Source organism: Pseudomonas sp. ICMP 460 (assembly GCF_002723595.1).
Classification (GTDB): Bacteria; Pseudomonadota; Gammaproteobacteria; order Pseudomonadales; family Pseudomonadaceae; genus Aquipseudomonas; species Aquipseudomonas kitaguniensis.
In genome coordinates this window covers 12977-27537 of sequence record NZ_LKBR01000007.1, presented here as the reverse complement: position 1 = coordinate 27537, position 14561 = coordinate 12977, and the positions used below count along the sequence as shown (strand labels likewise).

Sequence of the window (14561 nt, the reverse complement as noted above, 5' to 3'; positions counted from 1 at the left end):
TACAGTCGGAGTTGTTAACGCGCTCGCATTTACAGTGTGCGGTCCCCACGTTAAATAACCGGTCCTTGAAGAAGGCCTATAAGGAAATAAAACATGAGCCTCATTCTAATCATCATCCTCATCCTGCTGCTGGTCGGTGGCCTGCCGGTGTTCCCGCACTCGCGTAACTGGGGTTATGGCCCGTCGGGTATCCTCGGCGTTGTGCTGGTGGTGCTGCTGGTACTGTTGTTGCTCGGCCGGATATAAAACCCGGACAAAAAAAGAGGCCTTAACGGCCTCTTTTTTTTCGTCGGTTAGTTAGTCCGGCTTGCCGTCCACTACACCGGCAGTGTTATCCAACAGGCTCTTGGTGGCCGTCTGCAGGAACGAATCGAGTTTCTGCTTCAACGCCGCTTCGTCCGGCGACTCGGGAATTAACTTACCGGTCGGGTTAGCGCCCAATTCGTAGGACCACAGTTTCGGCGGCATTTCCTTCGGCAATACCAGCACGCGGTCATCTGTGACCAGCGCTACGGTCTGGTCGCTGCCCGACGGCTTGATCACGCCAAAGCCCTTGTCGCCTTCCGGCAGGTTGAGCAGGTCACGGCCCCAGCACTGGTGCAAGGTATCGCCGCCCAAGCGGCCCATAATGGTAGGCACGATGTCGATCTGCGTACCCACGGTGTGGTCACGCTGGCCGAACTTCTCCTGCATGCCCGGTGCAATCATCAGCATCGGCACGTTGAAGCGGCCCAGGTCCATCTCGGTGATCTGCTGCTCGTTACCGAAGCCGTGGTCACCCACAACCACGAACAGGGTCTCTTTGAAGTACGGCTCTTTACGGGCTTTTTCAAAGAACTGGCCCAGCGCCCAGTCGGAGTAACGCATGGCCGTCAAATGCTCGTTGAGGCTGCCACGGTCGGTGACTTTCTCAACCGGCAATGGCGTCGGCAACGCGTACGGCGTGTGGTTGGAGAGGGTTTGCAGGAGTGCGTAGAACGGCTTGCCGCCTTCGCGGGCCTTCAGTTCTTCGAGGCCACGGTTGAACATGTCCTGGTCGGACACGCCCCACGTCGGGTCGGAGAACACCGGGTTAACGAAGTCATTACGCCCGATGAAGTTGGTCATGCCCTGGTTGCTGAAGAAGCCCGACTGGTTGTCCCAGGCGAAGTCGCCGTTGTAGACATACACGTCGTCAAACTTGCGTGCGCTGAGCAACTGCGGCAGGCCCGACAGCTTGTGGCTGCCTTCCGGTGTTTGCATCAGGTATTCGAAGCCCGGCAGGTTCGGGAAGCAGGCCATGGTGGCAAACATACCCTGGTGGGTGTGGGTGCCGTTGGAGAAGAAGCGGTCGAACAGCAAACCTTCCTTGGACAACTTGTCGAAGGCCGGCGTGATGTTGCCGGGGCGGCCCAAAGCGCCTACCGAGTGCCCGGCGAAGCTTTCCATCAGGATCACGACGACGTTCTTGATCGGCAGGGTTTTCTCGGCCGGCGGCGTGTAGTCACGGCGTACGGCGGCGGTGTCGGCATCCACCAGCTTTTCTTGCGGCAGCAACAGCATGTCACGCACGGTCTGGGTGGCCAGCGGTTGCTCCAGGGTGGCTTTCCAGATGTTCGAGCGGTCTTCGGAGAAGCGCGACTTGGCCGCAGCGATCAGCGACAGGGTGCCGTTCAGGCCCAACTGGTTGGCGAAGTTCGAGTCGGTGGTGTAAACATCACCCCAACGCAGCGGCGGGCCTTGGCGCAAGGTGCCACGAATGGCGACCACGGCGACCAACAGGCAAACCACGAACACCGCGATGCGGGTGTACCACGGCGCCACTTGGCGCGTGCCGATGGTGCCGCCGCTGAAAGGCCCGCGCGGGCGCGTCGCACGGTCGGCGCCCTTGAAGGCGATGCTCAGAATCAGCGTGCCCACGGCCCAGGCCAGCAGGTAGCGCACCACCGGGAAACCGTACCAGAGCATGCTCATCACGGTTTTCGGGTCTTCTTTCACATACTGGAAGACCAGGCCGTTGAGGCGCTGGTGGAACTCACGATAGAAGTCCATCTCCATCAGGCCCAGGAACAGCGCAATGCTCGACGCGACGGTCAGCCAAAAGCGGAAGAACCCGCGCGCCGCCATGGCCCGAACGCTGAACAACGCCAGCAGCAGCGGGACCAGCAGGTACGTCACCAGGCGAATGTCCAGGCGCAGGCCGTTGCCGAAGGCTTCCAGGAAGGTCGAGGCCGGCGTGTCGAGGATCATCTCGCGGTTGTAGGCCAGCAGCGCCAGGCGCAGCAGGGAGAACATCACCATCATGACCAGTGCGCAGAGCAGCGTGTACGCCAGATGGGATTTGACGGTCGGTTGCAGCAGGCGATTAGAAGCTCGCTGCTGACTCAGGGCGTCCGGGTTTGCCATGTCGTTTCAGGACCCATTGGAAGTTTAAGTTGCGAAATAATGCAGTTGCGTCCGACCCTCGCCCAGGCTGGCTGGGGTAGGCGGTTAACGCGGTGGCGCAAATGGTGCCCGATCAACGGCATCAACGCTATTAATTACTCAACGTGCGCCGCTGACCCACCTTTAGTGGCGTGGGAAACAAGGCGTGAGGGGGAGCCATAAAGCCGGGGAATTGTCTTGGATAAGATGTGAAAATTGTGTGCAGCGAATATTTCGAAACACAAATCTCCTGAGCGCACACAAAGCAAATGTGGGAGGGGGCTTGCTCCCGATGGCGGTGTCTTAGTCATTAAACAAGTGACTGTTACACCGCTATCGGGAGCAAGCCCCCTCACCCATGGAGCGAGCGATCAGATCCGCACGTTACCGCGCGGCCCGGCGATCGCCCAGATGATCAGGCCCAGCACCGGCAGCAACAGGATCAGCAGAATCCACAGCACCTTGGCACCGGTGCTTGCGCCGCTTTTGAACACATTGATGATCGCCCAGATATCCAGCGCGAGGATGATCAGGCCAATCAGACCATTAAACGTTGAACCCATGGTGTCGCTCCTAAGTGAGGTCATGCAACTTGTAGGATAGCCAGCCCTGGCTGGGGTTCCGTTTTATTTCAGACGTGTAGGGCGATGCGCAGCGCTTCAAGGGAAGGTCCAGCCTTGATGCCCACCTCGGCACACAATTCCAGCACTCGCGGCAGGTCATTACCGTAGACCAACACGGCCTGTATTTCGTCATCGAGCAACTGGCTGAAATTCAGCAGTACGTACCCGCCGTCTTCCGGGCTGAGGGCACTCATCTGGATCTGGATACGGTTGAGCGCGGTGAGGTCTTCGGTTTTGGCCAACTGCTTGGGCTTGAGGTTGAACGCCACGCCCGCGCCGAACGACGCGACGATCTGCGCAAACAAATCGCCATAGGTGTCGGCCTGAAACAACACGGTATCCGGCAAGCTGCCCACCACCACCCACTCACCCAGCGTGATCGGGAAGGACTCGTCGTAGTTGATGTCCGGGTTCGCTGCCAGAAACGTCGCAGGGTCCGCGTAGGCCTGGGCCGCTTCTTCGGCGATGCGCGCCACCTCGTCTGCGCTCATCACGCCGGCGCTGATTTTGCTGATGAGTTCGACGAGTGCGGCTTTCATGGGCAGATCCTGTGGTGGGCTGGTTTTAAAGGGCGCGTAGCCTACACCAGTTTCTGCAAGTGCGCCGCCGTATCCATGGCCCCCATGGTCTGCGCCGCCGCCAGTGCGGTAGCACCCTGCGCGTCGGTGGCCTTGGGGTTGGCGCCCTGACCGAGCAAGTACTCAAGCATTTCGACACGGTTGAACATCGCCGCCATCATCAAGGCTGTACGGCCGTCCGAGGAGGCTGCGTCTACTGGCGCGCCGCCTTCGATCAGCGCCTTGACCACCGGCAGGTTGCCTTTGAACGCCGCACCGGCCATCGGCAATTGGTTCTTGTCATTGGCGATCAGCGGATCGGCCTTGGATTCCAGCAGCACTTTCACCGCGTCGACGTGGCCGTGGTAGGCCGACAGCATCAACAACGTGTCGCCGTTGTGATTACGCAGGTTAGGCGGCAAGCCTTTGGCCAGCAACGCGGCGAGCATGGCGGCGTCGCCTTTGCGCGCCACATCGAAGACCTGCTCGGCAAATTCTGCGGCTTCGTCTGCGGTCATTTGTTTAGGCTGGTCTGGCATGTGGAGGCTCCTTGGCGGGTGCTGCTTTAAGTACTGGATAAGGCGCCCAGTGTCGCGACGGAGTTCCCTGCTGTCATGACTTTTTTGCCAAAAGTGAGCATAGCCACAATCAATAGCGAAACTGCCCGCCCTGGATCTGCGCCAACAGTTCGCCGGTCACCGGTACGTAGCAGTCAGAGCCCGGCAGCCACGCATAGACCGGGTCGGTGCCGGCCTTGTGCGGGTCGAACGCTTCCTCCTTGAGCCGTACCTTCTGGTATTTGAACGTGCCGGTGGTGTCCATTTTCACCTTGATCCGCAGGAACAACGGCACGGCGTAGTGCGGTAACCGGCCGTGAGCGAACTGCAGCAGTTCACGCATATCCAGGCACGCCAGGGATTCACTCGGGGTGATGGCGACCATGCCCGCGCGGCCATTGGTGTTGTCGATCTCGACGCCGTAAGCCACCACTTCGGCGATCTGCGGGTGCTGCAGCAAGACGTTCTCGACTTCAGTGGTGGAGACGTTTTCGCCCTTCCAGCGGTAGGTATCGCCGAGGCGATCAACAAATTGCGCGTGGCCAAAGCCGATACTGCGCAACAGGTCGCCAGTATTGAAATAACGATCACCCTTCTCGAACACGTCCGTGAGCACTACCTTGCGGTTCTTTTCCGGCTCGGTGTAGCCGTCAAACGGCGATTTTTCGTCAATTCTGGCCAACAGCAGCCCCTGCCCGCCCGTTTGCACCTTGCGCATAAAACCATCGCTGCCACGTGTGGGCTCGCCGCCTTCGTGGGAGTAGTCCACCAGCGCCCACTGCTGCAGGCAAAAGCCGATGGTGTTGTCGAAGTTCAGCACGTTGGTAAAGCCGATATTGCCGTCGCTGGCGGCATACAGTTCGCACACATGCTCAACCCCGTAGCGCTGTTTGAACTGCGCCCACACACCGGGGCGCAGGCCATTGCCGACCATCTTGGTCACACGGTTATCACGATCCAGCGCGCCGGCTGGCTGATCGAGCAGGTAGCGGCACAATTCACCGACGTAGCCCAAGGTGGTCGCGTTGAATTTTCGCGCATCCTCCCAGAACTGGCTGGCGCTGAATTTTCGCCGAATAGCGAAGCCTGACGCCCCGACAATCGCCGAGCCCCAGCACACACACAACCCGGTGGCGTGGTACAGCGGCAAGGTGCAATACAGCACGTCTTGCTGGCCCATGTTCAAGGCAATGCTGGCGAAGCTGACCGCAGTTTTGTTCCAGCGGCCATGCTTCATGATGCCGGCCTTGGGCAAGCCCGTGGTGCCGGACGTGTAGATATAGAAGCACGCGTCGTTGAAAAAGACTTGCCCAGTGCTGGCGGGGTTTTCCACCGAGCTGTCGGCACTCGCGGCCATCAGGTCGATATAACCCTCGGGCAGCGTGCCGGTCTGTTGATCGGCGACACACCACGTTCTGTCCGCCGTGATCGCCACTTGGTCGCGCATTGCCGCGTGAGCGTCTACCAATTCTGCACCCACCACCATCGCCACCGGGTTCACCAGGTTCACGCTGTGCACCAGCGCCGCCTGGGTTTGCGAGGTGTTGAGCATGGCGCAGATACCGCCCAACTTGGCCACGGCCAGCACGCTCAGCAGCAGCTCGGGTCGGTTTTCGATAAACAGCGCGACCACATCCCCCTTGCCGATGCCTTGGCCGTGCAGGTAATCGGCGATGCGGTTGGCGCGCTGGTTGGCTTGGCGGTAGCTGAGCACGCTGTCGCCGTACAAGATCGCCGCCCCCTCGGGGTTGCGCAACGCCGCTTGTTCAAACTGCCAACCGAGGCCGCAGGGCTGCCGTGGATCGGTGACATTGGCCGCGCGCATGCCGCGCACCACCCGCGGCAGCGCCCGAACAATCGCCGGCACCTTACGCAGCATCTTGCCCCAGGTGATCATGTCGTCTTGCTGATGACTCATGGCGGAACGTCCTTTTTCTTATTCTTTATCTGATCCAGAACAACCGCAGCCCTGACGCCAAGGCGGCGCGAATGCCTTGCTGGAAAATACGCCTGCCGTTCTTCGGCTGTACACGCAGGATTTGAAAAGTTTTGTATCCCGGACCCGCACGCTGTGCCCAGGGAATTTTGCGGCGTGTGAGCAGTCTTTATCAGTAAGCGAACCCTGAAATGGCCAGGTTAGATAGCGCAAAATGCAGGACGCACGATGGCCTTTCATGCAAATTGCACGAAAGTGAAATTCCTGAATATTTTTAAGTTATTGATTTATAACGATTTTTTAGAACACCCAATACTGGCACAATCACTGCACCTATCACTCCATGCTTGCCAACTTGAGCCAACGGAGCTGATAGACATGAGCCTGATCCAAGATAAATTCGCTTCTGTATTTTCCCAATACGATGTCACCACTCAGCCACGCCCCGACGGCGGTATCCTGCTGACCCTGCGCAATAGCGAAGGCAAGCAGGTCAAGCGCTCGATTTCGTATCAACAGCTGCACACTGCCGATCAACTGACGTGGGTAATCAGCGCGATTCGTCGCGACCTGGCCGAACAAGCCAGTGACCTGCCGCAGATTTCGATGCTGCAAAGCCAGAACCGCTTTGCCCTGCCGACTTACCATTCGGCCTGAGTGCTGGATGTAAAAAGCTGCCAGACATAAAAAGGGCCGCGACGCCGTTAAGCGTCGCGGCCCTTTTTTATGCGTTCAGCAAATGCCTTGGCGGGCCGCTTCATTCATCGCCTGTACACGGTTGGTAACGTCCAACTTGCCGTAGATATTACGCAGATGGAATTTCACCGTGGCCTCGGAAATGGCGCGAATCTGGCTGATTTCCCAGACTGTCTTGCCCTCTGAGGCCCAGCGCAGCACTTCCAGTTCCGTTGGTGTAAGGCGTTTGCCGCGTAAACTCAGGCGCCTTCTAGCCGCCATGGGCACCGCAGCCTGCGTACAGCACAAGTCCTCTGGGCCACTCATTAATCTCTCTCCTTTTTATTAACATATCCCTACCACCCTTCGGATTCTTCCCATTGACAGGCGATATAAACATCGGGATTCGAGAGAGTTACATAACCCCGGAGATGAAAGCATAAGGCGCAGAATAAACAGCTGCGCCTTACAGAGAATTGGGTTTATTCCCACAGCAATTTCCAACGTGCTGCGGTTAAACAGTCAGATATGAATGCTTAATCGTCCAGCCCTGGAAACCCGGCAGCGCTGTCGTCGCCGGTGAACGCTGGCTCACAGCCCTCGGCGGTGTTGAACAGACGCATTACCACCATATGCGGGTTCTCACCCATATCGAACCAATGCGGCATGCCCGCAGGAATCACCAACAGGTCATTTTTCTCACACCGTACGGCGTACACGTACTCACCCACGTGCAACGAGAACAGGCCTTGGCCGGCGATGAAAAACTGCACGTTGTCTTCGCTGTAGCGGCACGCCTTGAGCAACCTGGCGCGCAATTCAGCGTTTTGCGAAGGGTCGCCCGTCAGCCTGAGTACCTGCGCGCCAGCGTAGCCGAGGGCGTCGATTTGCGGTTGGTAGGCCGCGATCATTTCAGCGTCGCTGGCGCCCTGCTCGATCGGGCTGGGCTGCCAGCGCTCAAACCGCACGCCGAGTTCGGCCAGGGTGGCGGCGATGTCGCCGAAGTGGGTCAAGACCTTGTTTGGGGTAGCGGGTGTGGCGACGTGGTAAACAGCGACATAACTCATTGCACGGTTCCTTGGTTCGGCGCTCGCAATCGAAGGCCAATAATAACGGCGGCTGCCAGCGCCGCAATGCTCGCAATGCTGAAGGTCAGCGTCGGGCCCAGCAGGTTCCAGCTATAACCCGAATACAAGGCGCCCAACGCGCCACCCGTACCGGACAGGGCGGCATATAACGCCTGGCCCTGGCCTTGCTGACGCGCGCCGAAACTGCGCTGCACAAAGGCAACCGCCGCTGCGTGAAAGCTGCCAAAAGTGGCAGCGTGCATGAGTTGCGACAGCAGCAGCACCCAGAAAACCTCGGCAAATGAACCCAGCAGCAGCCAGCGTACCGCCGCCAACAAGAAGCTTGTCAGCAACACCTGGCGCACTGAAAAGCGCGCAAGGATGCGGCTCATCGCCAGGAACATCAGCACTTCCGCCACCACGCCCAACGCCCAGAGCATGCCGATGACGCCACGGCTGTAGCCCAAATGTTCGAGGTGCAGCGTGAGGAACGTGTAATACGGGCCATGACTCAGTTGCATCAGCGCCACGCAGGCATAAAACGCCAGAACCCCGGGGCTGCGCAGTTGCTTGAGGAAACCCTCGCCCGCCAGGCGATTGCCGTGGGTGGCGGGCTGCGCATTCGGCACCCACAGGCTCGCACCAATAATACCGGCCATGATCACCACCACCACCACCGGGTAAATGTCCAGGCTCAACCCGTCGAACACACGCCCCATGATCACTACGGTGAGGATAAAGCCGATGGAACCCCATAGCCGGAGCTGGCTGTAACGTGCGGTGTTTTTTTGCAGATGGGCCAGCGTGATCACTTCAAACTGCGGCAATACGGCGTGCCAGAAGAACGCATGCAGCGCCATCACCAAGGCCAGCCAGGCGTAGGTTTTGCTGACGAATATCAGCGAAAAGCTGGCCAGGGTGCAGACTGCGCCAAACCGTACGATGGCCAGGCGCCGGCCGGTGTAGTCGCCGAGCCAGCCCCACAGGTTCGGTGCCACGCAACGCATCAACATGGGAATGGCCAACAGCTCGCCGATGCGTGCGCTGGAGAAGCCGAGGTGGTTGAAGTACAGCGCCAGGAATGGCGCGGTCGCCCCCAGCAGGGCGAAGTAGAACAGGTAGAAGCTGGAGAGGCGCCAGTATGGGAGCGCTGGGTTCATGTTGCAGGGGGCCGCTGCGCGGCCCAACGCGAGCAAGCCCGCTCGCCACAACAAGCCCGCTCGCCACAGCAAGCGCGCTCGTCACTGGGAGCTTGCTTGCCGCATGCGGTCACAGTTGGCCCAGCACCGGGGTGGTTACGCGCACATCGGCATTTTGCCCACGGTTGCGCAGCAGGTGGTCCATCAGCACGATGGCCATCATCGCCTCGGCAATCGGTGTGGCGCGGATGCCCACGCACGGGTCGTGACGGCCCTTGGTGATCACCTCGGCCGGGTTGCCGTGTACGTCGATCGAACGGCCCGGGGTGGTGATGCTCGACGTAGCTTTCAGCGCCAGGTGCGCAACAATCGGCTGGCCGGAAGAAATGCCGCCAAGGATGCCGCCCGCGTTGTTGCTGAGAAAACCCTGCGGCGTCAGCTCATCGCGGTGTTCGGTGCCGCGCTGCGAAACACAGGCGAAACCGGCGCCGATTTCCACGCCTTTCACCGCGTTGATGCTCATCAGGGCATGCGCGAGTTCGGCGTCGAGGCGGTCGAAGATCGGCTCGCCCAGGCCCGGTTTGACGCCCTCGGCGACCACCGTGATCTTGGCGCCTACGGAGTCCTGATCGCGGCGCAACTGGTCCATGTAGGCTTCCAGCTCCGGCACTTTGTCGGGGTCAGGGCTAAAAAACGCATTGTCGTCGACGCTGTCCCACGTTTTGAACGGGATTTCGATCGGGCCGAGTTGGCTCATATAGCCACGAACAACGATGCCCTGGGTCGCCAGGTATTTCTTGGCAATAGCACCGGCGGCCACGCGCATTGCGGTTTCGCGCGCCGAGCTACGGCCCCCGCCACGGTAATCGCGCTCGCCGTATTTGTGATGGTAGGTGTAATCGGCGTGGGCCGGGCGGAACAGATCCTTGATCGCCGAGTAGTCCTTGGACTTCTGGTCGGTATTGCGAATCAGCAGGCCGATGGCGCAACCGGTGGTGCGGCCCTCGAACACCCCGGAGACTATCTCGACTTCGTCGGGCTCCTGGCGCTGCGTGGTGTGGCGGCTGGTGCCGGGCTTGCGGCGGTCAAGGTCACGCTGCAGGTCTTCCAGGGACAGCTCAAGGCCTGGCGGGCAGCCGTCGACAATGGCGACCAACGCCGCGCCATGGCTTTCGCCGGCGGTGGTGACTGTGAACAGCTTGCCGAAGGTATTGCCGGACATGCAGGGCGCTCCGTGAAATCAGTTGAATCAAGTCAACCGTAATAACTTAAGGCGGGCAGTATACGCAGGCTAACCGACTAGTTCATCCTCGAAACCTTACCGGTAGACGTTGGTCCAACCGGCACCTCCCCAATGATGGCGCGATGATGCTGCGAGTTATACTGTTGACCCTCACTCTGTTTTCCAGCCTTGGCTTCGCCGCCTCCCCCGTCGTGCTGCAACGGCCGATCAGCCTCGACACCGGCAGCGGCGAGCTGTTTGGCTCGCTGTTATTGCCCAAATCCGACGCGCCAGTGCCCGTGGTGTTGATCATTGCCGGCTCCGGCCCTACCGACCGTAACGGCAACAGTGCCGACGGCGCGCGCAACGACAGCCTCAAGCGCCTGGCCTGGCTACTGGCGCGGCATAACATCGCCAGCGTGCGTTATGACAAGCGCGGCGTGGCCGCCAGCCTCGCCGCCACCCCCGACGAACGCAACCTGACCCTGGACGCCTACGTGGCCGACGCGGTGGCCTGGGGCAAGCAGCTCAAAACCGACAAACGCCTGGGCCCGCTGATCGTGCTGGGCCACAGCGAAGGCGCGCTGGTCGCCGCCCTTGCCGCGCCGCAACTTGATCCCGCAGGTGTTATTTCCCTGTCCGGCAGTGCGCGCCCGGTAGACCAGGTGATCCGCCAGCAGCTGGCCGACCATCTGCCCCCTGCCCTGTTGCTGCGCAGCAATGAAATACTCGACCACCTCAAGGCCGGCCAGGTGGATGCCGATGTGCCGCGCCCGCTGGAAGGTATTTTCCGACCGAGCGTGCAGCCCTATCTGATCAGCCTGTTTCGCGCCGATCCGTCGGCGGCCTTCGCCAAACTGAACATGCCCGCCCTGATCATCCAGGGCACGCATGATATTCAAGTGGGCGTCGCAGATGCCCGGCAGCTGAAAAACGCGAAGCCCGACGCAGAGCTGACGGTGATCGAAGGCATGAACCATGTCATGCGCATCGTGCCCAAGGACGTGAAGGAGCAGCTGGAGTCCTACAACGACCCGAAACTCCCGCTCGCCGCCGAGCTGGGCGAGCGCATCGTGCGTTTTATCCAAGGGCTTCAACCGCGTTAAACGACTAGCTGCCTCCAGTCCTGGAAAAAGCGGCCGATAAGCCCAGGGTCGACAGTAAAAAGACTGCCGACCCGCAGGGCTTGGACAGGATCGCAGCGCATGACAACCACACAAGCAACACCCGAACAGAGTGCCGACACCCCGGCCGAAAACGCCGAAGCCGTTGAGGCCCCAGCCCTGCCATGGGCGGACGTGCACGCTGAACACTTCAAGATGCTGCGCCTGGCACCACTGGCCACGGACCGCGCCACCGGCGTGCGACCGTTGCGGTTTGTGCAATTCGGTTATGCCGAACGGCACGATAAACACCACAGCCTTTTGCGCATGATCATCCAGTTGCCGGGCCAGCGCGTGCGCCGCGAGCAGAACCAACTGGACATCTGGGTCGATCACGATAAACACCGCGTGCACTTCGGTCCGGGTACCAGCCTGGAAATCGAACCGGCCAACCGTGGAATCGGCCGCTTCCTGGTGGCCCAAGCCGCCGCGTGGGCAAAAAAGAAGTGGTCGGACTACCGCGTTGACGGCGTGGACTTATCCAACAAGGACGCGCTGAACGAAGCGACCCGCCTGCGTCGCGACCACTTCCTGCGTGTCCACGGCTTTGATGTGGCCTACGCCGATGTGCAGCACCTTAAGGGTAAAGTGCAGCCAGGCAGAGTCGGCGATGTGCTCGACAGTTGGAACACCGAGAAGGTGCAGTTCGTCGAGATTCTGGAAGCTGCGCAGATGCTGCAACAGGCCGAGCAGAACCTGGCGGAGCACGAAGTGAAGCTGCGCAAGGAAGAGGAAAAAGTCACCAAATTCAAGCGCGAGGACACCGGCCTGCGCTTTACCATTACCTGTTTGGTCGCGTTTACCGTGTTTCAGGCGGGCTTGTTGATCTGGATTGCGACGCATCGGTAAGCGGCGATTGACCTTGGATCAAACGGGCTTTTGTGGGAGCGGGCTTGCTCGCGATTGCAGTGTGTCAGTTGAAAAATATCTACCTGACACACCGCTATCGCGAGCAAGCCCGCTCCCACATTTGATCCCGCAAGCGCCGGTTAGACCCGAGCGGCAAACACCGCTTGATGCTCGCGGCATTGCTCGGCCGTCAGCATAAACACCCCGTGCCCGCCACGCTGCAACTCCAGCCAGGCAAAATCCACCTCCGGGTACAACGCCTCAACATGCACCTGGCTGTTGCCCACCTCAACAATCAACAAGCCTTTCTCGGTCAAATGCGCCGCGGCCTCGGCCAGCATGCGCCGCACCAGGTTCAAACCGTCATCGCCGCAGGCCAGGCCCAACTCCGGCTCGTGCTGATACTCATCCGGCATATCGGCGAAGTCTTCGGCATCCACATACGGCGGGTTCGACACGATCAAGTCAAAGCGCTGCCCCGGCAGGCCATCAAAACCATCGCCCTGCACCGTGTAGACGCGCTCGTCGACACCATGGCGCTCGATGTTCTGATTAGCCACTTCCAGCGCCTCGTAGGACAAGTCGCCCAGCACTACCTCAGCATTCTGGAACTCATAAGCACACGCAATGCCGATGCAACCAGACCCCGTGCACAGGTCGAGGATGCGCGCTGGCGGCTGGGCCAGCCACGGTTGAAAACGCTGTTCGATCAGTTCGCCAATCGGTGAGCGCGGGATCAACACGCGTTCATCGACAATAAACGACATGCCGCAGAACCAGGCTTCCTTCAACAGGTAAGCGGTGGGCACACGGTCGTGGATACGGCGATGCAACAGGCGCTGCACGTGGGAGATCTCTTCTTCTTCCAGGTTGCAATCCAGATAGCTGTCGGCGATTTCCCACGGCAGGTGCAAGGCACCGAGCACCAATTGCCGGGCTTCGTCCCAGGCATTGTCGGTGCCATGCCCGAAAAACAGGTCTTCCCCATGGAAACGGCTGACAGCCCAACGGATGTGGTCGCGCAACGTGCGCAGGCGGGATGTGATCACGGGGCAAGCTCCTGGAAAAAACGACTGGCGATTCTAACAGCCTTCGTCTGCACCGACGACGTACGAAAGCCCTTCACCGACCGTCGGATTTCATCCAATTTGCTATCGCCGGGGTAAACATGCGGCCTACTTGACAGGGCTACACGCCAACAACGGCGTACCTTACGATGGTAGCGATTCACAGAACCGCTCAGCCAGTGGACAATGTCACAAAAGCCCCACTCACAGGAGCCCCAGAATGTCTGTTCCAAAGACGATGTTTCAACTCAGCGGTCGCGGTTACGCAGCAGCCAACCTGAACCACGCGACCCTCCTGATCATCGACGCCCAGAAGGAATACCTCAACGGCCCACTCGCCCTTTGCGGCATGGACGCGGCGGTTGGCAACATCAAGCAACTGGTGGCCGCAGCGCGCAGCGCCGGGCGCCCGATTGTGCATGTGCGCCATTTGGGCACCGTCGGTGGTCTGTTCGACCCGCAGGGCGAGCGCGGCGAATTCATTGCAGGCCTTGAGCCGCTCGGCGACGAAACCATCATCGGCAAGCTGCTGCCCAGTGCCTTTCACGGCACCGGCCTGGAAAAACACCTGCAAGACCTCGGCTCGCTCGACCTGATCGTCTGTGGATTCATGAGCCACTCCAGCGTCAGCACCACGGTGCGCGCGGCCAAGAACCTGGGCTTTCGCTGCACCTTGGTCGAAGACGCCTGTGCCACTCGCGACTTGCCCTGCAAAGACGGCGTGCTGAGTGCCGAGCACGTGCAACAGACCGAAATGGCCATAATGGCCGACAACTTCGCGACCCTCGCGTCGACCAAAGACCTTATCTGACCTGATCGCACTACCGATGAGCGGCGCGGCGTGTTTATTGTCCCGCTCATCCGCAAGGCCCGCTCATTTGGCGCATTTACCTCGGGCACTGGAACAACCTGTGTATCTTCCGGTCGAAGGGCCGATACCCTGGAGGAAAGGTCGGAATGAAGATATCCGATGGTGGATTTGATGCTCGTCGCTTGCGCCCCAAGGGCCCGAGCAACTGGCGTCTGCGCCTGGTGGCCGGCTTTGCCGCGCTGCTGGCAATGGTAGGTTTGCTGCTGGCGGGTGCTGGTGGCGCCGGTTTGGTGGGTCATTCACCGGCACTTGGCGAGTTGAATGCAAGCCCCGGCGGCTCGGCTCTGCTGTTGGTCATGGGCCTGCTGGTGGTGTGGCTGGGCGTGTGGTTGTGGCGTCGCAGCCGTCGGCGGATGCGCCAACCGTTGTCGCTGAACATCGCTTCGCACTTGATGAAAAAGCACGACTGATGGCGCTTGGATAGCGTTTCCT

Annotated in this window: 16 protein-coding genes; 6 read left to right on the top strand and 10 right to left on the bottom strand. The window is 60.1% G+C overall.

Annotation, left to right across the window (positions count from 1 at the left end; genetic code table 11):
* The first annotated feature begins 93 nt into the window (after positions 1–93).
* Positions 94–246: a DUF3309 family protein gene (locus AO240_RS07025; protein WP_015885095.1), complete on the top strand. Its 153-nt coding sequence runs from the start codon at positions 94–96 to the stop codon at positions 244–246.
* Positions 247–297: 51 nt separating this feature from the next.
* Here AO240_RS07025 and AO240_RS07020 read toward each other — a convergent pair whose 3' ends face one another.
* The 5 genes from AO240_RS07020 to AO240_RS07000 all read right to left on the bottom strand — a co-directional run bounded on the left by AO240_RS07020 (position 298) and on the right by AO240_RS07000 (position 6058).
* Positions 298–2385, bottom strand: coding sequence for an LTA synthase family protein (locus AO240_RS07020; protein ID WP_099235721.1), 2088 nt, complete (start codon positions 2383–2385; stop codon positions 298–300).
* A gap of 389 nt (positions 2386–2774) precedes the next feature.
* Complete coding sequence (locus AO240_RS07015; RefSeq protein WP_003172956.1) at positions 2775–2966, bottom strand: PLDc N-terminal domain-containing protein; 192 nt, start codon at positions 2964–2966, stop codon at positions 2775–2777.
* Positions 2967–3034: 68 nt separating this feature from the next.
* On the bottom strand, positions 3035–3565 hold the full coding sequence (locus AO240_RS07010; protein WP_099235719.1) for a hypothetical protein: 531 nt from the start codon (positions 3563–3565) through the stop codon (positions 3035–3037).
* Between the two features lie 41 nt (positions 3566–3606).
* The gene (locus AO240_RS07005; protein WP_099235717.1) at positions 3607–4122 is read right to left on the bottom strand and encodes an ankyrin repeat domain-containing protein; all 516 of its coding nucleotides are present in this window, start codon (positions 4120–4122) and stop codon (positions 3607–3609) included.
* A gap of 109 nt (positions 4123–4231) precedes the next feature.
* Positions 4232–6058: a long-chain-acyl-CoA synthetase gene (locus AO240_RS07000; protein WP_099235715.1), complete on the bottom strand. Its 1827-nt coding sequence runs from the start codon at positions 6056–6058 to the stop codon at positions 4232–4234.
* Positions 6059–6454: 396 nt separating this feature from the next.
* Here AO240_RS07000 and AO240_RS06995 point away from each other — a divergent pair, with 396 nt between their 5' ends.
* A complete protein-coding gene (locus tag AO240_RS06995) occupies positions 6455–6733 on the top strand; it encodes a DUF3509 domain-containing protein (RefSeq protein WP_048721059.1) in 279 nt (92 codons plus the stop codon).
* Positions 6734–6808: 75 nt separating this feature from the next.
* Here AO240_RS06995 and AO240_RS06990 read toward each other — a convergent pair whose 3' ends face one another.
* The 4 genes from AO240_RS06990 to aroC all read right to left on the bottom strand — a co-directional run bounded on the left by AO240_RS06990 (position 6809) and on the right by aroC (position 10179).
* Positions 6809–7078, bottom strand: coding sequence for a response regulator transcription factor (locus tag AO240_RS06990; RefSeq protein ID WP_099235714.1), 270 nt, complete (start codon positions 7076–7078; stop codon positions 6809–6811).
* A gap of 209 nt (positions 7079–7287) precedes the next feature.
* Positions 7288–7818, bottom strand: coding sequence for an acireductone dioxygenase (locus AO240_RS06985; protein WP_099235712.1), 531 nt, complete (start codon positions 7816–7818; stop codon positions 7288–7290).
* Positions 7815–8978 (bottom strand): MFS transporter, encoded by a 1164-nt coding sequence (locus tag AO240_RS06980; protein ID WP_099235916.1) that lies wholly within the window; start codon positions 8976–8978, stop codon positions 7815–7817. The genes AO240_RS06985 and AO240_RS06980 overlap by 4 nt, the downstream gene beginning before the upstream one ends.
* Positions 8979–9087: 109 nt before the next feature.
* Complete coding sequence (gene aroC / locus AO240_RS06975; protein ID WP_099235710.1) at positions 9088–10179, bottom strand: chorismate synthase; 1092 nt, start codon at positions 10177–10179, stop codon at positions 9088–9090.
* 143 nt (positions 10180–10322) lie between these two features.
* Here aroC and AO240_RS06970 point away from each other — a divergent pair, with 143 nt between their 5' ends.
* Both AO240_RS06970 and AO240_RS06965 read left to right on the top strand, forming a co-directional pair.
* Positions 10323–11285, top strand: a complete 963-nt coding sequence (locus AO240_RS06970) for an alpha/beta hydrolase (protein ID WP_099235708.1) — start codon at positions 10323–10325, stop codon at positions 11283–11285.
* A 99-nt stretch (positions 11286–11384) separates the two neighbouring features.
* Complete coding sequence (locus AO240_RS06965; RefSeq protein ID WP_099235706.1) at positions 11385–12191, top strand: hypothetical protein; 807 nt, start codon at positions 11385–11387, stop codon at positions 12189–12191.
* Between the two features lie 140 nt (positions 12192–12331).
* Here AO240_RS06965 and prmB read toward each other — a convergent pair whose 3' ends face one another.
* Positions 12332–13240, bottom strand: coding sequence for a 50S ribosomal protein L3 N(5)-glutamine methyltransferase (gene prmB, locus AO240_RS06960; protein WP_099235704.1), 909 nt, complete (start codon positions 13238–13240; stop codon positions 12332–12334).
* 238 nt (positions 13241–13478) lie between these two features.
* Here prmB and AO240_RS06955 point away from each other — a divergent pair, with 238 nt between their 5' ends.
* Positions 13479–14069 (top strand): cysteine hydrolase family protein, encoded by a 591-nt coding sequence (locus tag AO240_RS06955; RefSeq protein WP_099235702.1) that lies wholly within the window; start codon positions 13479–13481, stop codon positions 14067–14069.
* Positions 14070–14215: 146 nt separating this feature from the next.
* Positions 14216–14539 carry a hypothetical protein gene (locus AO240_RS06950; RefSeq protein ID WP_058414211.1) on the top strand — a complete coding sequence of 108 codons (324 nt, stop codon included), beginning with the start codon at positions 14216–14218 and terminating at the stop codon, positions 14537–14539.
* Positions 14540–14561: the final 22 nt, after the last annotated feature.